Annotated in this window: 24 protein-coding genes; 13 read left to right on the top strand and 11 right to left on the bottom strand. The window is 68.0% G+C overall.

Features of this window, described 5'->3' with window-relative positions:
* Positions 1–108: 108 nt before the first annotated feature.
* Positions 109–1,812, top strand: a complete 1,704-nt coding sequence (locus GM656_RS08235; RefSeq protein WP_162413177.1) for a methylmalonyl-CoA mutase family protein — start codon at positions 109–111, stop codon at positions 1,810–1,812.
* Here the strand turns inward: GM656_RS08235 and GM656_RS08230 are convergent.
* From GM656_RS08230 to GM656_RS08215, 4 genes are all read right to left on the bottom strand, one after another.
* Positions 1,809–2,078 (bottom strand): DUF7520 family protein, encoded by a 270-nt coding sequence (locus GM656_RS08230; protein WP_162413176.1) that lies wholly within the window; start codon positions 2,076–2,078, stop codon positions 1,809–1,811. The genes GM656_RS08235 and GM656_RS08230 overlap by 4 nt on opposite strands.
* 247 nt (positions 2,079–2,325) lie before the next feature.
* Positions 2,326–4,104: a cytochrome c oxidase subunit I gene (gene ctaD, locus GM656_RS08225; protein WP_162413175.1), complete on the bottom strand. Its 1,779-nt coding sequence runs from the start codon at positions 4,102–4,104 to the stop codon at positions 2,326–2,328.
* 193 nt (positions 4,105–4,297) lie between these two features.
* Positions 4,298–4,624: a DUF6684 family protein gene (locus GM656_RS08220; protein WP_162413174.1), complete on the bottom strand. Its 327-nt coding sequence runs from the start codon at positions 4,622–4,624 to the stop codon at positions 4,298–4,300.
* A gap of 44 nt (positions 4,625–4,668) precedes the next feature.
* Complete coding sequence (locus GM656_RS08215; RefSeq protein ID WP_162413173.1) at positions 4,669–5,070, bottom strand: DUF7541 family protein; 402 nt, start codon at positions 5,068–5,070, stop codon at positions 4,669–4,671.
* A gap of 140 nt (positions 5,071–5,210) precedes the next feature.
* On the opposite strand from GM656_RS08215, the gene GM656_RS08210 reads away from it, so the two are divergent.
* Positions 5,211–5,465, top strand: coding sequence for a hypothetical protein (locus GM656_RS08210; RefSeq protein WP_162413172.1), 255 nt, complete (start codon positions 5,211–5,213; stop codon positions 5,463–5,465).
* A 116-nt stretch (positions 5,466–5,581) separates the two neighbouring features.
* A complete protein-coding gene (locus GM656_RS08205; protein ID WP_162413171.1) occupies positions 5,582–8,083 on the top strand; it encodes a DUF7527 domain-containing protein in 2,502 nt (833 codons plus the stop codon).
* A 12-nt stretch (positions 8,084–8,095) separates the two neighbouring features.
* On the opposite strand, the gene GM656_RS08200 is transcribed toward GM656_RS08205, so the two are convergent.
* Complete coding sequence (locus GM656_RS08200) at positions 8,096–8,401, bottom strand: hypothetical protein (RefSeq protein WP_135304560.1); 306 nt, start codon at positions 8,399–8,401, stop codon at positions 8,096–8,098.
* Positions 8,402–8,581: 180 nt separating this feature from the next.
* Here GM656_RS08200 and GM656_RS08195 point away from each other — a divergent pair, with 180 nt between their 5' ends.
* A complete protein-coding gene (locus tag GM656_RS08195; RefSeq protein ID WP_162413170.1) occupies positions 8,582–9,958 on the top strand; it encodes an adenylosuccinate synthase in 1,377 nt (458 codons plus the stop codon).
* Positions 9,959–9,972: 14 nt separating this feature from the next.
* Here GM656_RS08195 and GM656_RS08190 read toward each other — a convergent pair whose 3' ends face one another.
* Entirely contained in the window at positions 9,973–10,335 is a 363-nt protein-coding gene (locus GM656_RS08190; RefSeq protein ID WP_162413169.1) for a group I truncated hemoglobin, read from the bottom strand.
* A 169-nt stretch (positions 10,336–10,504) separates the two neighbouring features.
* Here GM656_RS08190 and GM656_RS08185 point away from each other — a divergent pair, with 169 nt between their 5' ends.
* Both GM656_RS08185 and GM656_RS08180 read left to right on the top strand, forming a co-directional pair.
* Entirely contained in the window at positions 10,505–10,699 is a 195-nt protein-coding gene (locus tag GM656_RS08185) for a methytransferase partner Trm112 (protein ID WP_162413168.1), read from the top strand.
* A gap of 100 nt (positions 10,700–10,799) precedes the next feature.
* Positions 10,800–11,363, top strand: a complete 564-nt coding sequence (locus tag GM656_RS08180; protein WP_241692726.1) for a DUF7524 family protein — start codon at positions 10,800–10,802, stop codon at positions 11,361–11,363.
* Between the two features lie 41 nt (positions 11,364–11,404).
* Here GM656_RS08180 and GM656_RS08175 read toward each other — a convergent pair whose 3' ends face one another.
* Both GM656_RS08175 and GM656_RS08170 read right to left on the bottom strand, forming a co-directional pair.
* On the bottom strand, positions 11,405–12,481 hold the full coding sequence (locus GM656_RS08175; RefSeq protein WP_162413167.1) for a DR2241 family protein: 1,077 nt from the start codon (positions 12,479–12,481) through the stop codon (positions 11,405–11,407).
* A gap of 96 nt (positions 12,482–12,577) precedes the next feature.
* Positions 12,578–13,459, bottom strand: a complete 882-nt coding sequence (locus tag GM656_RS08170) for a CbiX/SirB N-terminal domain-containing protein (RefSeq protein WP_162413166.1) — start codon at positions 13,457–13,459, stop codon at positions 12,578–12,580.
* Positions 13,460–13,543: 84 nt separating this feature from the next.
* Between GM656_RS08170 and GM656_RS08165 the strand changes: the two genes are divergently transcribed.
* The 6 genes from GM656_RS08165 to corA all read left to right on the top strand — a co-directional run bounded on the left by GM656_RS08165 (position 13,544) and on the right by corA (position 18,072).
* Positions 13,544–14,029, top strand: coding sequence for a DUF7523 family protein (locus tag GM656_RS08165; protein ID WP_162413165.1), 486 nt, complete (start codon positions 13,544–13,546; stop codon positions 14,027–14,029).
* A gap of 63 nt (positions 14,030–14,092) precedes the next feature.
* Positions 14,093–15,571 carry a cysteine--tRNA ligase gene (gene cysS / locus GM656_RS08160; RefSeq protein WP_162413164.1) on the top strand — a complete coding sequence of 493 codons (1,479 nt, stop codon included), beginning with the start codon at positions 14,093–14,095 and terminating at the stop codon, positions 15,569–15,571.
* A gap of 86 nt (positions 15,572–15,657) precedes the next feature.
* Positions 15,658–16,179: a hypothetical protein gene (locus GM656_RS08155; RefSeq protein WP_162413163.1), complete on the top strand. Its 522-nt coding sequence runs from the start codon at positions 15,658–15,660 to the stop codon at positions 16,177–16,179.
* Between the two features lie 65 nt (positions 16,180–16,244).
* On the top strand, positions 16,245–16,880 hold the full coding sequence (locus tag GM656_RS08150; RefSeq protein WP_162413162.1) for a DUF6517 family protein: 636 nt from the start codon (positions 16,245–16,247) through the stop codon (positions 16,878–16,880).
* A gap of 47 nt (positions 16,881–16,927) precedes the next feature.
* A complete protein-coding gene (locus GM656_RS19055; protein WP_174242949.1) occupies positions 16,928–17,098 on the top strand; it encodes a hypothetical protein in 171 nt (56 codons plus the stop codon).
* Positions 17,095–18,072 (top strand): magnesium/cobalt transporter CorA, encoded by a 978-nt coding sequence (gene corA / locus GM656_RS08145; RefSeq protein ID WP_162413161.1) that lies wholly within the window; start codon positions 17,095–17,097, stop codon positions 18,070–18,072. Before GM656_RS19055 ends, corA begins: the two co-directional genes overlap by 4 nt.
* Here the strand turns inward: corA and GM656_RS08140 are convergent.
* Both GM656_RS08140 and GM656_RS08135 read right to left on the bottom strand, forming a co-directional pair.
* Entirely contained in the window at positions 18,067–19,293 is a 1,227-nt protein-coding gene (locus GM656_RS08140) for a tripartite tricarboxylate transporter permease (protein ID WP_162413160.1), read from the bottom strand. The genes corA and GM656_RS08140 overlap by 6 nt on opposite strands.
* A gap of 103 nt (positions 19,294–19,396) precedes the next feature.
* Complete coding sequence (locus GM656_RS08135) at positions 19,397–19,807, bottom strand: winged helix-turn-helix domain-containing protein (RefSeq protein WP_162413159.1); 411 nt, start codon at positions 19,805–19,807, stop codon at positions 19,397–19,399.
* Between the two features lie 98 nt (positions 19,808–19,905).
* Between GM656_RS08135 and GM656_RS08130 the strand changes: the two genes are divergently transcribed.
* Entirely contained in the window at positions 19,906–20,526 is a 621-nt protein-coding gene (locus GM656_RS08130; protein WP_162413158.1) for a DUF7509 family protein, read from the top strand.
* Between the two features lie 20 nt (positions 20,527–20,546).
* Here the strand turns inward: GM656_RS08130 and GM656_RS19050 are convergent, their stop codons facing one another.
* Positions 20,547–20,705, bottom strand: coding sequence for a hypothetical protein (locus GM656_RS19050; protein WP_174242948.1), 159 nt, complete (start codon positions 20,703–20,705; stop codon positions 20,547–20,549).
* Positions 20,706–20,716: the final 11 nt, after the last annotated feature.

The raw sequence follows: 20,716 nt of genomic DNA, 5'->3' as shown, positions 1-20,716 counted from the left end.
CGCCGTCGGGAGCGGCTCCGCCCGGAGGGCACACGTTGGCCGGCCGGTACCTGCCGCCCCCTCCCGACCGCCCGAACCTTCTTGCTAAATCGTGACATACTCGCACGCATGTACGACGAGGCGGACCTCCGGCGGATCCGCGAGCAGCGAGACGAGTGGGAAGCCGAGACGCTCGACCCGGTACTGGACGCCTACGGCGAGCGCGACGACCGCTACGCGACGGTGTCGAACCACGAGGTCGACCGGCTGTACACGCCGCTGGACGTGGCGGACCTCGACTACGAGGCCGACCTCGGCTTCCCCGGCGAGGAACCGTACACCCGCGGCGTGTACCCGACGATGTACCGCGGCCGGCAGTGGACGATGCGTCAGTTCGCCGGCTTCGGGACCGCCGACGAGACCAACGAGCGCTTTCACTACCTCATCGACGAGGGCCAGACCGGGCTCTCGACGGCGTTCGACATGCCGACGCTCATGGGTATCGACTCCGACGACGCGATGGCCGACGGCGAGGTCGGCAAGGAGGGCGTCGCCGTCGACACGCTGGCGGACATGGAGCGGTTGTTCGACGGCATCCGCCTCGACGAGGTGTCGACCTCGTTCACCATCAACCCCAGCGCGCCGGTCGTCTACGCCATGTACATCGCGCTCGCTGACCAGCAGGGGGTGCCGCGCGAGGAGATCCGCGGGACCCTCCAGAACGACATGTTCAAGGAGTTCATCGCACAGAAGGAGTGGGTAATCCCGCCCGAGCCGTCGCTGAAGCTGGTCACCGACGTGATCGAGTTCGCCTGTCGGGAGACGCCGAAGTTCAAGCCCGTCTCGGTCTCGGGCTATCACATCCGCGAGGCCGGCTCGACCGCGATCCAGGAGCTCGCGTTCACGCTCGCCGACGGGTTCGCCTACGTCGAGGACTGCCTGGAACGGGGCCTCGACGTCGACGAGTTCGCGCCCCAACTGTCCTTTTTCTTCAACTCGCACAACTCCATCTTCGAGGAGATCGCGAAGTTCCGCGCGGCGCGGCGCATCTACGCGCGCGTCATGGACGAGTGGTACGGCGCGGAGGCCGACGCCAGCAAGCAACTGAAGTTCCACACCCAGACCGCCGGACAGTCGCTCACCGCCCAACAGCCCGTCAACAACGTCGTCCGCGTGACCATCCAGGCGCTCGCCGGCGTCCTCGGCGGGACCCAGAGCCTCCACACCAACAGCTTCGACGAGGCGCTCGCGCTCCCCTCCGAGGACGCCGTCCGCGTGGCCCTGCGCACCCAGCAGATCATCGCCGAGGAGTCCGGAGCCGCCGACATCGTCGACCCGCTCGGCGGGAGCTTCGCCGTCGAGGCGCTGACCGACGAGGTCGAGGAGAAGGCGATGGCCTACATCGAACACGTCCGCGAGGAACTCGGCGACGGGTCCGTCCGCGACGGCGTGCTCGACGGCATCCAGGGCGGCTACTTCCAGCGCGAGATCCAGGACGCCGCCTACGAGTACCAGGAGCGCGTGGAGGAGGACGAGGAGGTCGTCGTCGGCGTCAACAAGTACACCGTCGAGGAGGACACCGAGCCGGAGATACTGACCGTCGACGAGGACGTCCAGGAGCGCCAGCGAGACCGGCTGGCCTCGGTGAAGGCGGACCGCGACGACGCGGCCGTCGAGGCCGCACTCGACGACCTTCGCGACGCCGTGGACGCGGGCGAAAACGTCATGCCGGTCATCGTCGACGCCGTCAAGGCGTACGCGACGATGGGCGAGATCATGGCCGTCTTCGAGGCCGAGTACGGGTCGTACCAGGAGACGGCGAGCGTGGCCTAGTTCGCGGCCGCGTCGTCGAACCGCGCGGAGACGTACATCACGAGCGCGAGGAGCGCGCCGAGGCCGACGCCGACGGTGACGAGTCCGTAAATGGCGACGCCGAGCGGCGTCGGCGGGAGCGCGAGCACGCCGAACAGCCTCGGCTGAAGGTTCTCCGGGCGGATACTTCCGAGAACGAATCCCATCACGCCCGCCAGCACGACGATGGCGACGTACAGCCGGACCACGATGCCCTGTCCGGAACGGCCCTCCGCTCGCTGGGTCATACCGGAACGAAGGGCCCGAGACGATTAGCCTTTTTCACTTCGGCCCCGTAGTTCACGTATGTCCCAGAAGGAACTGCTGTTTCTCGTTCTCTCGGGTATCGCCCTCATGATGTTCGTCACCGCCATCGTCCTCGTCTCCGGTGCGAGCTAGGCCGCGGCGCTCTTGCGGCCGCGCTCACGCGGTTGTAGCGCCGCTGTCGAGTTCAGCATCGAACGAGAGAACCGCGGTCGAAAACAGTCTTCTCGCTTACGAGTCCGTCTGTTCGTCCTGTCCGCCGTCGGCGAGCAGCGACGGGTCGCGCTCGTGTTCGTCGGCTTCGAGCTGCTCGTCGAACCACTCGAACTCGCGGTCGAGCATCCCGTCGCGTTCGAGGTTCCACGGGTCGCCGTCCTCGACCTTCGGTCCTTCGAGCCAGGACTGGACGATGTTCCAGACGAAGATGAGCTGACCGACCAGCAGGATGACCGCGCCGACCGTCGCCAGCTGGTGGAACGTCGTGACCTGGACCAGCGGGGCGATCGCGCCGTCGAACTGGTAGGTGGCGTACCGGCGCGGCATCCCGAGGTAGCCAAGCGCCAGCATCGCGAAGAAGGTGAGGTTGGTCCCGACCATCGAGAGCCAGAAGTGCGCCTTCCCGAGGGTGCGCTGGTACATCCGGCCGGTGAAGACCGGGAACCAGTAGTAGATGCCCGCGAAGGCCGCGAAGCCGATCGCCCCCATCACGATGTAGTGGAAGTGACCCACGACGTAGTAGGTGTCGTGGAGGATGAGGTCGACCGGAACGGCGGCGAGGAACACGCCGGTGACGCCGCCGATGATGAAGTTCGAGACGAAGCCGATACAGAACAGCATCGGCGTCGTCAGGCGGAGCCGACCGTTCCACATCGTCGTGATCCAGTTGAACGTCTTGACGGCGCTCGGGATGGCGATGGCGAGCGAGACGGCCATGAACGAGGCGCGCAGGCGCGGGTCCATGCCCGTCGAGAACATGTGGTGTGCCCAGACGCCGAAGGAGAGGACGCCGATGGCCAGCGTGGAGTAGACGACGAACTTGAAGCCGAACAGCTTCCGGCCGGAGAACTTCGGCAGGATGAGACTCACGAGCCCCATCGGCGGTAGGACGAGGATGTACACCTCGGGGTGGCCGAAGAACCAGAACAGGTGCTGCCACAGCAGCGGACCTCCGCCCTCGACGGCGAAGAACGTCGTCTGGAGGTTCCGATCCATCAGCAGCATGACGAGGGCGCTCCCCAGCAGCGGGAACGCGAACAGGATGAGCGCGGACTGGGTAAGCATCGTCCACGAGAAGATGTCGAGGTTCGCCCAGTCGACGTCGCCGTCGCGCTCGGTGAAGATGGTCGCGATGAAGTTGATCGCGCCCATCGTCGCTCCGACCCCGGAGAGGTGGAGTCCGAGCAGCATCAGGTCCACGCCGGGGTTCGTCTGCTCGACCGACAGCGGCGTGTACATCGTCCAGGCCGTCCGGGCCGGCTCGATCATGTTGTCGGTCACCGGCGCGAGGAAGAACCCGGCCCAGATGAGGAGTGCCGCGGGCGGGAGGACCCAGAACGCGATGGCGTTGATGCGCGGGAACGCCATGTCGTCGGCCCCGATGAGCAGCGGGATGAAGTAGTTCGCGAACGCCGCGATGATGGGCGTCCCGAACAGGAACAGCATCGTGATCCCGTGGCTCGTCAGGATGGAGTTGTAGGCGTTGTTGCTCAGGATCGCCCCGGCGGGCGTGACGAGCTGGACGCGGATGAGAAACGCCATGATGCCGCCGACCGCGAAGGCGATGATGGCGTACAGCCCGTACAGCAGGCCGATGTCCTTGTGGTCGACGGTTGTCAGCCAGCGAATGATACCAGCGGGTTTCTCTCGATGAACCACGGTCTCACCCGTGGCGGTCCCGCCCCCGGCGAGGGGCGTATAGGACCGCCAGTTCTCGATGCGCGTGAGAAGCGCGGCGATGCCGACGAGGAGGACGGCCATGAGCCCCGTCAGCACAATATCTCCTGCTACCATGGACGATTCTCAGGACTGGGCCATAATGAAAGGGTCGGTTCACGCGCCTCGTGCGCCCGCGATCGCTTGCCCCGACCGGCACACGGCACTGGCGTGTGAACGTCGGCGACGCCACTTGCCTGGGTCTCGTTGGAGTGGGTATCCGTCGAACTGCAGAACGGCTCTCGCGGGGCCCCGGGCGACCGGGTATCGTTTACTCCTGGGTCGCTTCGCCGTCCTCGACGCCGGTGTCGTCGAGCCCGGTGACTTCTCCTGGCGGTTCCTCGACGGCGGACGCCGCTTCGACGCTCTCCTGGCGCGACTCTGCGTTCTCGATGGCGCGGCCCGCGTAGTACGTCAGGACGGCGAGCAGCAGGAACATCGAGACCATCAGCGCGAACTGCATCCCGGAGAAGACGGGGTCCGTTCCGAAAGCCGGGAACACGGCGAACGCGGCGATGAAGAAGAGGATGATACCCAGCGGAATGACGTTCACAGTGAGGTCGAGCAGGGTGTCTTTTTCGAACCCAAACAGTGCCATGGCTGGGCCTTTGTAGAGGCCGGTAAATAGGCTGTTGGTTTCGCTCAGGCCGCGGTCTGTTCGAGGAGCGACGCGACGCTCCCCATCGCGGCCATCACGAGACCGGCGACGGCGACGGCGACGAGGCGGGTCAACAGCGGCCCCTCGCCGACGTTCGACAGCGCGATGTCGGCCAGCGGAATCTGCCAGAGCGCCAGCGCCGCGGCGAGTACCGTCAGCACCGCGCCGACGCCGAGCAGCGTCGGCCACGGGCGCTCGGCGTACCCTGACTCGGTCAGAATCCCGGCGACGCTCCCACCGAACAGTATCAGCCCGAAGACGGCGACCGGAAAGAGGCCGATGAACACGCCGATCTCGGACAGCGTCAGCCCGAGAGCGACGAACAGCGGCCACGGGCTCGCGGTCGGATACTGGTCGCTCAGTCCCGGCTCCTCTGCCTCTGCCATACCGTCACTTGCGACCGGCCGGTGATATGTCCATCGGACCGCCGGTACACCGTCCGCCCGAGACCCGGTCCCGCGCCGACCGGACTGTCCCGCAGTATCCGGGAGCTACTTACGAGGGGGCGGTGACCGGTCGGACAGGTATGTCGCCCTTCGTCGACCCCGCTACCGGGGACCTGAACGTCGCACAGATCCTCTCGGAATCCCGGCCGCTCGCGAAACTCATCGGCGCGTTCGTCGCCGTCGCCCTCGTCCCCTACGCCCTCGTGTACCTGGCGCTCGGCAGTTCACCGCTGGGGGCCGTGCTGGCCCTGCTCGGCCAGTTCGTCCTCGCCGTCGGGACCGGCATCGTTCTCATGTACGTCGTCGCTCGCGGGCGACACCTCGCCGACTCGTAACTCCAGTCCCGACCCGATTCGGGCCCGACAGCCCGCGACGCCGGCCAAACCGAGGCCGATAACGCGTTCCGACCCGGGCACAAACTATTTGTCCGCCATCCGGCTTGAGTGAGGTAATGAGTACACGCACGGTCGAGCGGATCGACGGCTGGGAGTCGGTCCCGTTCGAGGGCGGGTACGCGGGCCTGCAGGCCCTCGCCGGAGAGGAGTTCTCCGGCGCGGTGACCGCCGGCCCCACCCGTCTGTTCATGTTGAACGGGACGGTCGTCGGCGTCCTCGACGGCGACATCGAGGACTTCGAGGCCGCCGAGGGGACCGCCAGACGCGCGCCTCACGACGCGCTTGCCCTCCTCGCGGTGATGCAAGAGCGCGCCGACGAGGTCAAAGCGAAGTACTACACCGAGGAGACGCCGCTCTCGGAGGTCGACCGGACGCTGAGCGACGGGAGCTTCACCGGGTTCATCGAACTCTCCGAGAACGTCCTCTCCGGGGACTACTACACGGTGTATCACCAGGGCCGGTCGATGAGCGTCGCGTGGGTCGGCAACGCGGAGAAACTGCTCACCGGCGACGAGGCCTTCGAGACGGCCGACGACGAGGTGGGGATCTACGAGGTCATGCCGGTCGACATCGATCCGGTCGAGATCCCCGAACCCGTCGACGACGACCCGACGGACGCGGCGGCCGCCGTGCCCGACAGCGACGAGGGCGGTGCGTCCGACGACGCTGACGACGCGGATGCCGCCGATGCGGCGGCCGTCCCGACAGACGATGCCGCCGACGCGACCGACACCGACGAGTCGCCGAACGACTCCCGGTCGTCGTCGGCGATAGAACCGACCGAACCACCGGCGGACTCCGGGCGAACGGACCGGCAGCCGTCCGAGGGCGGTCCGACGGGCGGGGCGGGCGGTCCTCCCGGAACGAAGGGGACGAACCCCGGCGGTGCGCGCCAGCGTTCCGCGGACGACCGGGCGGACCCGGCGGCCGATCGAACCGCCGACGCGACCGGGCAGTCCTCGACTACGGAGGAACCGAACAGCGACGTGAGCGAAGACACGGAGTCTGCGACGACACCCGAAACCGACTCGGCCCACGAGGGACCGGTCGCGGGTGACCAGTCGAGCGCGCGCGAGCAGACTGACGCGACCTCGACACGAGAGCCGGCTCAGGCCGCCGAGACGCGCACCGAGGACAGCGCGCAGGCGAGCGAGGCGAGTCGACGCACGCCGGAGACGAATACCGAGCGCGCCGGCCCGACGGAGCAGCACCGCGAGCCGCGACGGCCCCGAGCGCAGGCGGAAACGGCGGCGGCCGAGCCAGAACCGTCGAGCGCCGACCTGGAGACCCGGTCCATTCCGTCGCTCGACCCCGGCAAGTCCGCGAGCGCTCGGGAGCAATCGGGCGGCGGAACGCAGGTACCGCCGTCGGCGATGGGGCCGGCGTCGGCGTCTCGGCGCGACCAGTCCGCCGGAGATGCCGACGCGAACACGCCCCAGTCGTCGGGCGCGGGCCGCTCGCAGGACCGGTCTCCGCACCGCGAGACGCCGACTTCGGCAGAGAGGCGCACCTCCGAACCGGCGACCGTCGAGCGGGACCACCAGCGGCAGGAAGCCACCGGCCAGGAGCCACCGACCCAACCGGCGCCCGACCGCGACGAGTCGTCGTCCGGTTCCGACGAGCGCGTGGCCGAACTGGAGACGGAACTCGAAGCGCGAGCCGAGACGGTGTCGGAACTCGAATCGGAGCTTGCCGACCTCGAAGCGACGACCGAGGAACTTCGGACCGAACGGGATCGACTGGAGTCGGAACTGGCCGACGCGCGGGCCGAGATCGAGCGCCTCGAGGACCGCCTCGCCGAACAGGCCGGCGACGGAGCCCCCGCCGGGCCGCGGCTGAGCACTGCCGAGGCGATCAACGGGACGAACCTCTTCGTCAGGTACCACTCGAAGGGGAAGGCGACGCTGGAGAAGGCCCGCGACGGGGAGGCGACCCGCGAGCAGGTCGAGGAGAACCTCCGACTGGAACACCACACGCAGTTCGAGGCCGAGGGCGCGACGGTCGACGGCACGCCGTTCGAGGAGTTCCTCTCGGAGAGCATCCAGTACCGCTTCGTCAACTGGCTCGTCCGAAACCTCCTCTACGAAATCGCGAGCACCGGCCACACCGGTTCGATGAAGGACCTCTACGAGGGGCTGCCCCAGATCGACCGTGCGGAACTGAACGGACAGGTCTCGGTGACCTACACGGAAGACGGCCAGGAGACCCGGTCACAGGAGCGCTTCGACGTGGTCGTGCGCGACCGGATGGGGAACCCGCTGGTGGTCGCGAACATCAACGACTCGCGGGACCCGGCGACCGACAGCCAGATGACCGATCTGGTCACCAACGCCGAGCGGGTCGGGAACGCCTCCGATTCGCTGGCCGCGGCGTTCCTCGTCACTAGCAGTTTCTTCGAACCCGGCGCGCTCGAAACCGCCACGGAGGCCACGTCGAGCGGGCTGTTCAGTCGGGACAAGCGAAAGAGCTTCGTGAACCTCTCACGCAAGGAGGGCTTTCACCTCTGTCTGTTAGAAGCGAGAAACCAGGAGTTCCACCTGGCGGTCCCGGAGCTCTGAACGGAGAAGAGGTTAGCCTTCGATCTCGGCCGCGTCTTCGATTTTCATGCCTTCGAGCTTCTCGATGATCTCGTCGATCTTCTCGTCGAGATCGTCGACGAACTCACCGGTCTGTTCGGTGGTGATCGCGCCCTGACTGGAGGGCTCGATGAGGTTCTCCTCCTCGAGGACGCGAAGGGAGTAGCGCACCTTGTGGTGCGGGTAGCCCGTCTCGTTCGACATCTTCACGATACCGATAGGCTCGTTCTCAATAACCATGCGCAGCACCTGCAAGTGGCGCTCCAGCATGTCGACTTCCTTTTCAAGCCTGTCTATCATGGCAATTGTTAACTTGTGTTTGCGGGATTTAAATGTTCCCCTCACACACCCGCCTTTACCGGTTTTTACTTCAAACAGGTGCGTATTAAAGGCGTCGTAACGGTTCACATGGGGACTGCTGGCGAGGGTGACGTGTGCGGACCGTAATCTGTTTATCACGGAGGCTGGAAGGTCCGTGCGATGACCGTAACCATCGTCGGCTCACAGCTCGGCGACGAGGGGAAGGGCGGCATCGTCGACCTGTACGGCGACGACGTGGACGTCGTCGCGCGCTATCAGGGCGGCGATAACGCCGGCCACACCGTCGTCCACGAGGGCGAGGAGTACAAGCTCTCGCTGGTTCCGAGCGGAGCCATCCGCGGCAAGGTCGGCGTACTCGGCAACGGGTGCGTCGTCAATCCGCGAACGCTGTTCGACGAGATCGACACGCTGCAGGACCGCGGCCTCGACCCAGACGTCCGCATCGCCGAACGGGCACACGTCATTCTCCCGTTTCACCGGGTGCTCGACGGCATCGAGGAGGAGGTCAAGAGCGAGTCCGACCAGGAGGTCGGGACCACCGGCCGCGGCATCGGGCCGACCTACGAGGACAAGGCCGGCCGGCGCGGGGTTCGCGTCGGCGACCTGCTCGACCCCGACGTGCTGCGCGAGCGCCTGGAGTACGTCGTGCCCCAGAAGCGCGCCGTCGTCGAGGACGTCTACGGCCTCGACGTGGACGACCTGGAGGACCCGGACGCCCTCGACGTCGACGCGCTCTTCGAGGAGTTCCGCGACTTCGGCCGCCGCTTCGAGGCCGAGGACATGACCGTCAACGCTGGTGCGTTCCTCTCGGCCGCCATCGACGAGGGCCAGAACGTCATGCTGGAGGGCGCACAGGGGACGATAATCGACATCGACCACGGGAACTACCCGTACGTCACCTCCTCGAACCCGACCGCGGGCGGCGCGGCGACCGGGACCGGGCTCAGCCCCGGCGTCGTCGGCGGCGGCGAGATCATCGGCATCGTCAAGGCGTACCTCACGCGCGTGGGCAGCGGCCCGCTCCCGACCGAACTCGGCGGCGTCGTCGGCGACACGCCCGGCTACGACGAGCAGGGCGAGGGCGAGAACGAGGAGCTGGCGAACTACATCCGCGAGGAAGGGGGCGAGTACGGCACGGTCACCGGACGGCCGCGACGGGTCGGCTGGCTCGACCTGCCGATGCTCCGGCACTCGACGCGCGTCTCCGGCTTCACCGGCATCGCCATCAACCACCTCGACGTGCTCGCCGGCCTCGACGAGGTGAAGGTCGGTCACACCTACACGCTCGACGGCGAGGAACTGGCGTCGATGCCCGCGACCACCGAACAGTGGGCCCGCTGTGAGGCGAACGTCCGCTCGTTCGACGGCTGGCCCGAGGCCGACTGGCAGGCCGTCGCCGACGAGGGATACGACGCGCTGCCGGAGAACGCGAAGGCCTACGTCGAGTACATCGAGGACGAACTCGACACGCCGGCCTACGCCATCGGCGTCGGCCCCGGCCGCGGCGAGACCATCGTCAGAGAACAGCCGTTCTAGCCGCTCGTCGCTTCTTATCGGTTCAACACGTCGGCTTCGAGATCCGCGACAGCCGACAGCACCGCCTCTCGGTCGGCCTCGGAAACGCCCGCCGCCCGGAGCGCGTCGCCGAGGTGGCCCGCGACCCCCTCGAAGTCGGCCACCGACAGATCGAGGTGGGCGTGGGCCGCCCGCATGTCGTCGCCGTCGTAGGTCGTCGGCCCGCCGGTGACCATCGTCAGGAACGCCCGCTGGTGGTCGCGCAGCGCCTCCATGTCGGTGTCCTCGAAGTACTCGCGCAGGTCGTCGTCGGCCAGCACGCGCTCGTAGAAGTCGTCGACGACCGCTTCGAGTCCCTCGTCGCCTCCCAGTCGGTCGTACAGGGTGTCCTCGGCCATACCAGGTCGGTCCGTCCCACGTCGGATAATGCATGCTGGTGGCGGCAAGGCGGCGACGAGACGGTCAGTATTCGGGGTCGGCCGGAGTCGTTGAGCCGCGAGCGGCACTGCGGGACCCCGGGCACGCGAGAGCGGCAGACTTTTGCGACCGCCGGACCTGGCCCAGCGTATGAAAGAGGACCTGATGGAGATTATCTGCTGCCCTCTGGACAAACACGACCTCGACCTGGACGTGACCGAGCGCGAGGACGGCGAGATCATCTCGGGCGAGCTGGTCTGTACCGAGTGCGGCGAGTCGTTCCCCATCGAGGACGGCATCCCGAACCTGCTCCCGCCGGACATGCGCGACGAAGCGCCGGCGTGAGGCCGTCCCTGACGGAGCCCGCCGGTCGAACGACGGTCGTCTCGACGGGAGACAGTCAACAGTATGAACCTTTTTCTCCTCGCCCCGTGCAGACAGGTCCGTGCCTGACTCCCTGCCCGTGCACGTCAATCGGACCGGCATCCACAGCCTGGAGGTCCCACACGAGTTCGACGCGACAGGGAGTTTCGACGTGGACGTCGTCAACCACGGCGAGTCCCTCCACGTCCACCTCCACCTCGACGACGCGCTCTCGTCGGTCGCGTCCATCGACGCCGCGAACCACCACATCGAGGCCGACAGCGAGCGCCGCATCCGGGTGACCGTCGACGGCGACGGACCGGTGCGCGGGAAGCTCAAGGTCGTGACCGCCTACGGCGCGGAGACGCGCTACGTCGACGTCGTCGTCCCCGAAGGGGGGCCGGAGAACGAACCGGTCATCGTCGACGAGGAACTGGCGAAGCCCCAGCCGAAGACCGAGACGGAGTCCGAACCACTTCTGGAGGTACTGTCGACGGAGACGCTGTTCGCCGCCGGTGGCGGCGTCCTCGCGCTCGTCGTCGGCCTGCTGACGCTGGCGCTCACGAGCGATTTCCTCCTCACCCTCGGCGTCCTGATCGTGGTGGCCGGCGCGCTGGGCGCGCTGTATCTCACCGTCGTGCGATAGTCCACGGCGACGCGCGAGGGGGTCCCCGCCGCCGCTCCCGCTCAGTCGTCCGTCTCGACGCCCGCGAGATTCCCGTCCTCGTCGAACAGCTTCGCCCTGAGGTACCGGACCCGGTAGCGGTTCGCCCCCTCGTAGATGTCGGCCTCGCGGATGTCGTCGGCCTCGCCGTCGGCGACGGCGTCGATGACCGCTTCGAGTTGCTCCTTCTCGCTCGGCGTCAGCTCGAACTCGTAGGTCCGCGTCGCCTCGCCTTCGAGCTTCGTCCACTTGCGGGCGGCGGCGATGACCAGCGAGCAGGGCTCGCGGCAGGGGAACGTCCCCGAGCCGCCGTCCACGTCGAGATCCGTCTCGTCGTCGTACTGCCACTCGCGTCGCTTGAGACACTGGGAGTCGTCACAGCAGGCCTCGGCGACCCAGTCGACGTGCTCGTGGCCGTCGCCGCGGTCCCAGGTGTCGACGACGCCGTAGATGCCCGTCTGGCGGGAGACGGTGTCGCGCCAGTGGCTCACGTCGAGGTCGCCCTCGCGCTCGCGGTGCCAGTTCGCGATCGTCGCCGGATAGAAGGCGTCGACGGTCGCGACCAGTTCGGCGGCGGTCAGGTCCGGGAACGCCCAGCCGGTCCGCAGGGACGGCGCGGTCTTGAGCGGGCGGTACTGACCGTCGTCGTCGTGCTTGGCGAGGTCGCGCGCGTCGAGCGGCTCGTCGTGCTTGGCGAGGTCTTCCGAATCCGTGTCGGCGTCGGCTACGTGTCGAACGTGATACCGACGCTCGCCCCCGGTCAGTTCGACGCGCAGGTGGAGCTGGCCCCACGTCGCCGCGACGCCGTCCGAGAGCGCGTCGTACCGCTCGGTGACGCCGCGTTCGTCGGCCCCTTCGAGCCAGCGCAGGAACGCCCAGTGGTCGTCCTTCTGGGGCGCGACGGCGTGCCAGAAGTACCAGTTTCGGACGTACGGCGAGTCCGCCGCCACCTCGCGGAGCGTCTCCTCGTCGATACCGGTGTGGGTCGCCGCCGGCGTCCGGAACGCGTACCCGTCGGGGTCGCGGTCCACGTGGAGGTCGTCGAAGTCGATCCCGTCCGGGGCGGTGTCCACCAGCGCGTCCACGTACTCGCCGTCCATACGCCGAATCGGGGCTCGGCGGGCAAAAGTCGGCTGGTTCCGCTCCGCTCTGCCGGGGCCAACGACGACGACCCGGCGGACGGACAGCGGTCCGCCTCAGTCGCCGGTCGCCGGCCGCACGCCGCCGGTCTCCTCGCGTACCTGCTCGATGGCTGCGCTCACGTCGGCCCCCGCGTCGGCGGCCCGTTCGAGCACCACGTCGGCCATCAGCGGCTCCGTGCCGACGGCCCCGGCGTACCAGATGTCGTGGCCGTCGACGGTCGTCGGCACGTCGTAGCCGGTCCGGTAGTCGTCGGTCAGCCCCATGTCCTCGGGGATGTCTTCCTGCGTGTGGAAGCCGTCGGCGATGAACAGCGGGACCACGACGATGTCGTCGCTCTCGAAGTGCTCGGTCACGTCGTCGACCTCCGGCTCCTCGTCCATGAACAGCGACTGGACCTCGTCGAAGCGATCGCGGTCGCGGATGCGGTCGGCGTGGTACTGGATGGCCTTCGCGGAGTTCTCGTTGCGCTCGGTCCCGTGCCCGACGACGGCCAGACCGAACCCCTCGCCCACGTCGGAGTCGCCCGTGACGGACTGGGCCCGCTGGACGATCACGTCGCTCATGGTGTCGTGGGTCCCGACCGGGCCGCAGTAGTGGACGGTCTGGCCCGTGTCGCCGGCGGTCAGTGTCGCAGTCGTGGCGCTCGTGCCGTCGGAGTCCCACAGCTCTGGGTCCCAGTCGTCGAGGCGGAACTCCCGCGGGATGACCTGTTCGGTGAAGTAGCCCTCGGAGATGAACAGCGGCACGAGGTAGACCTCCTCGGCGTCGACGGTCCGCAGGACCTCCCGGAACGACGGCTCCTCCTTCCAGAACGACTCGCGCACCTCGGCGAACGCGCCGGTCGCCCGGATGGTGTCCGCGTGGTCGTAGGTCGGCGTACTCGACTCGGCGTTCAGGTGGGAACCGTGGGCCGCGATGACGAGCGCTTGGTCCATACCTTCGGTTGGAACGAGCCGGTCTTAGGAGCTTCGCTGGCGGCATCTGGGCACGTTTTTATCCGCCGGGCTCGGGCTTCCGATATGTCACTCGCAGCCGCCACCCGCGAGGCCGTCCGCGAGCGCCCGTTTCTCTACGACGCGCTCCGAGCCGGCGTCGTCAACTACACCGCCGCCGCGCGCACGCTCGACGTGGACGGCGAAGCGGAAGCCATCGCGACGGCCCTCAGGCGATTCGCGGAGGAACTGCCCGACGACCCGGTTCACGACGCCGACGCCCGCGTGTCGATGCGGAGCGGGCTGGGACGAGCGGACGCGGCCGAGCCGGCCGACGAGTGGGTGCTCGCGGTCGGTGACGCCCGGTTCGCGGCGGACGCCGGCTCGTTGACCGGCATCGTCGCCGCCGGCGACCTCGGTCCAGCGGCTCTCGGTGACGTGCTCGGCCGACTGCGGACGGCCGACGTGCCCGTCGAGGCGGCCGGCGTCACCGAGGCATCGCTCGTCGTCGTCGTCGCGCGCCGCGACGGGCCGGACGCGCTTCGGGTCGTCGAAAGGGCGGTCGGGAACTGAATCGGCAGGCGCCGACGAGCCGTTCCGACGCCTTGAAGCGGCCCGGCGCAGTGTCGTTCGACAATGACGCTACGCGTGACGAACACGCTGACCGGCGAGACGGAGCCGTTCGAGCCACGCGACCCCGACTCCGTTCTGCTGTACTACTGCGGCCTGACGACCTCCGACCCGCCGCACCTCGGCCACGCCCGCGGCTGGGTCCACGTCGACGTGATGTGCCGCTGGCTCGACTGGCTCGGCTACGACGTCCGCCACGTCGAGAACTTCACCGACGTGAACGAGAAGATCGTCGCCCGCGTCGGCGAGAACGGCGACAGCGAGGCCGAAGTGGCCCGCCACTACGTCCGCCAGGTCATCGAGGACATGCGCTCGCTCAACCTCGACCGCGCCGAGGTGTACCCCCGCGTCTCCGAGCACGTCCCCGAGATCATCGACCTCGTGGAGCGCCTGCTCGAACAGGGCCACGCCTACGAGGCCAACGGCTCCGTCTACTTCGACGTGACCAGCTTCGAGGACTACGGCAAGCTCTCGAACCAGTCCGTCGAGGACATCGAGTCCCAGGGCGAGGAGAGCGCGGGGGAGAAGCGCCACCCGGCGGACTTCGCGCTCTGGAAGGCAGGCGGCGTCGCGCCCGAGGACATCGCCGAGCACCAGCACCCCGGGGCCGCGCCGGCCGAGGAGGCCTGCGCGACCGCCCAGACGTGGGATTCGCCGTGGGGCGAGGGCCGACCGGGGTGGCACATCGAGTGCTCAGCCATGTCGATGACGCACCTGGACGAGTCCATCGACATCCACGTCGGCGGCCAGGACCTCGTCTTTCCACACCACGAGAACGAGGTGGCCCAGAGCGAGGCGGCGACCGGCGAGCAGTTCGCGAAGTACTGGCTCCACGTCCGCCTGCTGGAGACCGACGACGAGAAGATGTCCTCCTCGCTGGGCAACTACTTCACCGTCGGCGACGCCGTCGAGGAGTTCGGTCCCGACGTGCTCCGAACCTTCCTGCTGTCGACGGCCTACACCTCTCGGGCGACCTACAGCGACGAGACCATCGCCGAGGCCCGAGAGCGCTGGGACCGCCTCTCGCGGGGCTACGAGCGCGCCGTCGCGGCCTGTGACGACGTGGACGCCTACGCGAAGGTGACCGACGAGGCGCTCCGGAACGCCGTCGACGCCGCCCGGGACGACTTCGAGGCGGCGATGAACGACGACTTCAACACCCGCGAGGCGACGACGGCACTGCTCGACCTGACCGCCGCGGTCAACACGCACGTCGACGGCCACGACGAGTACGACTACCGGGGCCTCCGACGCGCCGTCGAGACTTACGAGGAGTTCGGCGGCGGGGTACTCGGACTGTCCTTCGGCGACGAGGACGGCGGCGACGTGTCGCTGGCCGGTGACGTGGTCGACCTCGTGCTCGAACTCCGCGAACAGGAGCGCGAGGCGGGCAACTACGACCGCGCCGACGACCTCCGGGACGAACTCGAAGCGCTCGGGGTCGAAGTGCAGGACACCGACGACGGGCCGACGTACCGGATCTGACACTCTATTCCCGGTAGGCGGACAATAACCGGTGTAACACGGCTCACTACGGCTTTATATACTATTCGAACGTTTATATATTCGTTATGAAGTACGTACCAGCTACAGTCGATTTCGCCCGCGTAGTCGTCTCTCTCATGCTCGTCGTCGCCGCGGCCGGCGCAGTCGCCACACCCGTCGTCGCACAGAGCGACCAGCCGGACTGGGCCGTCCAGCTGTTCGAGGACATGGGGCCGATGGTCGAGACGTACAACGCGAACGTCGACGTGAGTGATTTCGGGTTCCTGGCCGGGCAGTTGCAGGGCGAGAACGTGAACCTCGTCGTGGACGACCCCGCGAACGGAACCGAGGCGTCCGTGTCGTTCACCCTGGACGACGACCTCCGGATGCAGGAACTGACGCTGGGAACCCGTGACGACGCCACGATGCAGATGAGCACGGACAAGGCGACGATGGACCGCATCATCGCGTCCGGCAACCCCGCGACGGAGTTCAAGAACGCCGTCGTAGACGACGATATCACCATCTCCGGAATCGGGACCGTCAGCCAGGTGAAGTGGGCCGTCATCAACATCGTCGGAGGCGTCCTCAAGGGCATCTTCGGCTGACGCGGCCGGCCGCTACCGAGCGGCCACAAAACGTTTTATCATCTCGGACAGTGGTATACGAGAAGATGGCACACCGATGGCTCCTCGTCGCCGTGTCACTCCTTATCGTGACTTCGGGCTGTTCCGGGCTCATCACCGGAGAGACGCTCACCTTCGAGTCGTCGCCGGCTTCGGTCTCGAGCGATGCGCTCCAGGAGACCGGCTACGAAGAGACGGTCGCGAACGAATCGACCATCGAGCGGACCGTGACCGTCGCCGGCCAGGAGCGGACGGTCCGCATCACGAATCACATCCGACAGTACCAGCGCGGGATGGAACTGGGCCCGGTCGGCGAGGTGACCGCGGGGCAGTTCATCGTGCTCTCGACGCCGAGCGCAAGCGTCGCGGGACAGCCGCTGAACCCGGCGGCGAGCTGGTCCAATCAGCGGCTCGTCCGGGAAGTGGCGAGTCGGAGCCGCGGGGTCAGCGACGTCCAGTTCGAGCGCAACCGGACGGTCCAGTCGCTCGGTGACTCCCGCGAAGTCTCGGTGTTCTCCGGAACCACTACCATCGAGGGCCAGGAGGTGGACGTGCTGGTCCACCTCGCGAGCTTCGAGCACGAGGGCGACGTGGTCATCGCGGTCGCGGTCTACCCCGAGACGATCGACGAGGGGGAACGGGTCGACACGCTCCTGTCCGGGCTCACGCACTCCGGGAACTGACCGCCGCGTGGGACACTGTTTTCTCTCGGGCCGGCGATAGCGGAGTCATGAATCGGGTGTTCGCCGCGGGCGCGGCGCTGACGCTCGCTGGCATCGCCGGCTACCTGCTCGGCGTCGTCGCCGCTTATCCGGGCCGCTCGCTGTCGGTGGCCGCGGTCATGGTGGGGCTGACGGTGGCCGCCGTGGGATACTCCTCGCCACCGGAGGGTGCGACGTGATCTCCGCGCTGGTGTACGCTGACAGACACGCCGAGGAGTACGAGGACCTGACGGCCGCCCGGACGGCGGTGGGGACCACGTGGGTCCACGTCAGCGACGCGAGCGCCGCGGAGATCGACGCGGTCCAGTCCGCGTTCGACCTCCACGCGCTCTCCGTCGAGGACGTGCAGAACGACGTCCGAGCGAAGGTCCAGGAGTTCGACGCCTACACCTTCGTCCTCGTCAAGTCCACGTCGCTCACCGCCGGCGACACGACGTTCGACAAGGAGGTCAAGACGACGCCGGTCGGCGTCTTCGTCGGCCGCGACTGGGTCGTCACGCTGTCGACGGGGGCCGTCCCGCCCGTTCAGCGGGTGATGGACGCCGCCGCCCGCGGGGACGAGCGCCTCCTCCACCGCGGCCCGGACTTCACCGCCTACCGGGTCATCGACGTCATCGTCGACGCGTACTTCGACCTGCTCGACGAGATCGAGACGGACATCGAGGCGATCGAGGAGGAAGTGACCGTCTCGACCGAGATCGAGACGCTCGAACGCATCAACGACGTTCGCCGGGACCTGCTGTCGTTTCGCAAGCAGGTCTGGCCGGCCCGCGAAGCGGTCGGGGTCCTGGCCCGCGGCGACCCCGACCAGATCCAGCCCCAGACGGAGAAGTACTTCCGCGACGTGTACGACCACCTGGTCCAGATCGTCGACCTGACCGAGACCTACCGCGACCTGGTGGCCGGCGCGCGCGACATCTACCTGAACACCGTCTCGCAGTCGACAAACGAGGTGATGAAGGTGCTCACCGTCGTCGCGACGATCTTCATCCCGCTGACGTTCGTCGTCGGCGTCTACGGCATGAACTTCGCCGACAGCCCCTACAACATGCCGGAGCTCGGGTGGCCGATGGCCTACCCCGCGGTCATGCTCGGGATGGGGCTCATCGTCGCCGTCCTCCTCGTCCACTTCCGCCAGCGCGGGTACCTATAGCGCCAACGGGACGAGCAACACCCCCATCAGCGCGGCTCGCCGAGAGCCGAACCGCGGCGGGAGGTGCCCAACAGCGGTCGCCGCCCCGAACGCCCCCACGCCGAGGAGTCCGGCGAAGAGCGCGGAGAGACAGACGAGCAGGCAGACGACGGACAGCGAGAGCCAGCGCGGGTCGAGACGGCCGACCGTCCGGAGGTACCGGTCGCCGAGGACGGGGACGAGCACCGCGCCGGCCGCCGCGGCGACGGCGACCGCCGCGAGCAGCGCCGGCAGGACGAGCGGAACGGCCGCCCGGTCGAGCGCGACGAGGACGCCCGTTCGCGGCGTGCCGAGCGCGATCAACGCGAACAGCGCGAACACCGCCGTCGCCGTGTTGACGCCGCTGGTCGTGACGACGAACGCCCGCGGCCCGCCGTCGGCGATAAGACCGAGCGCCAGCGTGGCGGCGACGGCGCTCGACACGCCGGGAAGATAGCCGACCGCGCCGCCACAGAGCGTCCCGACCCCGGCGAGCGCAACGACCGCTCGCGGGGGTGTCGTCACCGCCGCGTCGGCCTGCGATGGAACGCCGGCCCCCTCCAATGCGGCGATCAGTACCGGCGCGCCGAACAGCCCAGAGAACAGCGGGACCAGCACGTCCGAGACCGGCAGCGGCCCGGAGACGGGGGCGTCGAGCAACGCGAGTCCGAGCAGTCCGCTCGCGGCGAGCGAACAACACGCGCCAGTCTTTCGGCGGAGTCCCCGTTCGGTGACCACGAGGAGGGCGGCGATTCCCAGCAGGACGACCGAGAGCCAGCGCTGGAGCAGCGGGTACAGCGCCTCCATCGCCATCGTCAGCGGGACCGCCAGGGGGGCGGCGAACGCGACGGCCAGTCCGCTCCCCAGCGCCGACAGGCGGAGGGCCTCGCGGCCTCGGCCCTCGATGACGAGGCGGTGGCTCGGGAGCGCGCCGGCCGCCATCGCGGGGTCGGGGACGCCGAGCGCCAGCGCCGGGACCACGTCGAGGAAGGTGTGCGTGACCCCGGCGGCGAGCATCGCGACGCCGACGTATAGCCGCGGCCCCGGGAGCGCGCTCGCGGTCGCGGCGAGCAGGAGCGCGAACGTGTTGGCGTGCAGGCCCGGGACGAGCCCGCTGACGGTCCCCAGCGCGACGCCGCCGCCGACTGCGAGGAGGAAGGCGAGCGTCCCCGCGAGATCGACGGTCGGCGTCACCGGGAGCATACCGGGTCGTCGTCGCCTCCCCGTATTTGAAGGTCAGTACGCGACGGATCGACAGCCGCCGCTCACCATCGCGGTCGCGTCACGGCCGACGGAGCCGCTGTCGTCACTCGGCCGAACTGTCGTACATCTCGTCGAAGGCCCGTTCGCCGCGAATCAGTTCGTCGACGCCGTCGGAGAGCGTCACCTCGCCGAAGACGGTCGCGCGGTAGTAGGTGTACAGCCCGTCTCGGTCCCGTTCCGTCCGCTGGCGCTTCTCGACGAGGCCGACATCGACGAGTTCGTTGAGGTGGTAGTGGAGCGTGCTGTCGTCGATCTCCATCGCGGCCGCCAGTTCCGTCGGACTCATCTCGCCGCCGTGAACCAGCCGGTAGAGGACCTCGTACCGAGTCCGGTGGCCGACGGCAGCGTGCATCGCCAGGTACTCGTCGAGAGAGAGAACGCTGTCGTCGGGCAACAGGTCGGACGGGTCGTCCGGGAACTCCCGGTCGAACGGACGCGTGTGATCCGTGGCCATCTCGTCCCGTTGTACGAGCGGGGAACTCTTAGCAGTTATCAAGCCAACAACCGCTGAAAACACGACTCTTTACATGCTAGTGTGCGATACGAGACGCTATGTCGACCGCGATCACGCGCGATCTGATCATCGAACGGGTCGGGGCAGTCACGTACGACCGCTTTCTCTTCTATCTGATGGGACCGTACAAGTCGTTCAATCTCAACTACGTGCTCAGCGAGGAGGAGCGCCGGGATATCGAGGTCGAGGACCTTCCCGGTCCGCTCAGGAGGCTCTTCCGGAGCAGGGACGAGATCGACGCGGCGCAGGCGCTCTTGCGGCGGGTACAAGGCGCACTCAGGTCGGACCCCGGCGTCAACGCGTTTCTGGCTCTCGACGTCGACGTGGACACCGACGACCTGGACGCTGTCACCCAGAGCATCGAGTACGCCCGGTGCAGCAACGCGACGGCGTTCGTGCTCCCGTTCCTCGGACACAACTTCGGCGTCGGCGAAGAGGCCGGGAGCGTCCTCGAAACCCTGGCCGACACGCACGGAGAGCGACTGGTCTTCGTCCACGAAGCCGACGTGACGAGCGCGATGATCCGCTCGGCGTCGGTCCGCTGGGACCTCAGAATCGAGACGTACGAGACCGAAGCGGAGCTGGTCGACCGGCTCCGACTGTTCGCGGCCGCCATCATGCACCGAGAGCGACGGGGTGGCCTGGACCGCCTCGACTGAGCGCTCCGCCGTACTCGCGCTCACCGCTCGACGGCGTGGTGCGGCCCGACCGGTCCGTGCTCGGGACAGGCCCCGGCGATGGGCGTCGCGTTGAGACAGCAGTGCCGGCTGTCGGTCGCGACCAGGCCGGTCGACAGCCGGTTCCCGCAGAGGCGACAGTACAGGTCCGACTCGGACATACCCGGTAGAG

The organism is Haloarcula salina, assembly GCF_010119195.1.
In the GTDB taxonomy this organism is placed as follows: Archaea; Halobacteriota; Halobacteria; order Halobacteriales; family Haloarculaceae; genus Haloarcula; species Haloarcula salina.
Note: the sequence above shows the minus strand (reverse complement) of the source record. Positions and strands in the feature narration are given on the sequence as shown.

Bases quoted from the DNA above. Each gene is read 5' to 3' on its own strand.
- GM656_RS08140 (WP_162413160.1), bottom strand. From the start codon at position 19,293: ATGCTCCCGGTGACGCCGACCGTCGATCTCGCGGGGACGCTCGCCTTC.
- GM656_RS08195 (WP_162413170.1), top strand. From the start codon at position 8,582: ATGACCGTAACCATCGTCGGCTCACAGCTCGGCGACGAGGGGAAGGGC.
- GM656_RS08215 (WP_162413173.1), bottom strand. From the start codon at position 5,070: ATGGCAGAGGCAGAGGAGCCGGGACTGAGCGACCAGTATCCGACCGCG.
- GM656_RS08230 (WP_162413176.1), bottom strand. From the start codon at position 2,078: ATGACCCAGCGAGCGGAGGGCCGTTCCGGACAGGGCATCGTGGTCCGG.
- GM656_RS19050 (WP_174242948.1), bottom strand. From the start codon at position 20,705: ATGTCCGAGTCGGACCTGTACTGTCGCCTCTGCGGGAACCGGCTGTCG.
- GM656_RS08205 (WP_162413171.1), top strand. From the start codon at position 5,582: ATGAGTACACGCACGGTCGAGCGGATCGACGGCTGGGAGTCGGTCCCG.
- GM656_RS08235 (WP_162413177.1), top strand. From the start codon at position 109: ATGTACGACGAGGCGGACCTCCGGCGGATCCGCGAGCAGCGAGACGAG.
- GM656_RS08220 (WP_162413174.1), bottom strand. From the start codon at position 4,624: ATGGCACTGTTTGGGTTCGAAAAAGACACCCTGCTCGACCTCACTGTG.
- GM656_RS08185 (WP_162413168.1), top strand. From the start codon at position 10,505: ATGAAAGAGGACCTGATGGAGATTATCTGCTGCCCTCTGGACAAACAC.
- ctaD (WP_162413175.1), bottom strand. From the start codon at position 4,104: ATGGTAGCAGGAGATATTGTGCTGACGGGGCTCATGGCCGTCCTCCTC.
- GM656_RS08210 (WP_162413172.1), top strand. From the start codon at position 5,211: ATGTCGCCCTTCGTCGACCCCGCTACCGGGGACCTGAACGTCGCACAG.
- GM656_RS19055 (WP_174242949.1), top strand. From the start codon at position 16,928: ATGAATCGGGTGTTCGCCGCGGGCGCGGCGCTGACGCTCGCTGGCATC.
- GM656_RS08175 (WP_162413167.1), bottom strand. From the start codon at position 12,481: ATGGACGGCGAGTACGTGGACGCGCTGGTGGACACCGCCCCGGACGGG.
- cysS (WP_162413164.1), top strand. From the start codon at position 14,093: ATGACGCTACGCGTGACGAACACGCTGACCGGCGAGACGGAGCCGTTC.
- GM656_RS08190 (WP_162413169.1), bottom strand. From the start codon at position 10,335: ATGGCCGAGGACACCCTGTACGACCGACTGGGAGGCGACGAGGGACTC.
- GM656_RS08200 (WP_135304560.1), bottom strand. From the start codon at position 8,401: ATGATAGACAGGCTTGAAAAGGAAGTCGACATGCTGGAGCGCCACTTG.
- GM656_RS08155 (WP_162413163.1), top strand. From the start codon at position 15,658: ATGAAGTACGTACCAGCTACAGTCGATTTCGCCCGCGTAGTCGTCTCT.
- GM656_RS08165 (WP_162413165.1), top strand. From the start codon at position 13,544: ATGTCACTCGCAGCCGCCACCCGCGAGGCCGTCCGCGAGCGCCCGTTT.
- GM656_RS08170 (WP_162413166.1), bottom strand. From the start codon at position 13,459: ATGGACCAAGCGCTCGTCATCGCGGCCCACGGTTCCCACCTGAACGCC.
- GM656_RS08130 (WP_162413158.1), top strand. From the start codon at position 19,906: ATGTCGACCGCGATCACGCGCGATCTGATCATCGAACGGGTCGGGGCA.
- GM656_RS08135 (WP_162413159.1), bottom strand. From the start codon at position 19,807: ATGGCCACGGATCACACGCGTCCGTTCGACCGGGAGTTCCCGGACGAC.
- GM656_RS08150 (WP_162413162.1), top strand. From the start codon at position 16,245: ATGGCACACCGATGGCTCCTCGTCGCCGTGTCACTCCTTATCGTGACT.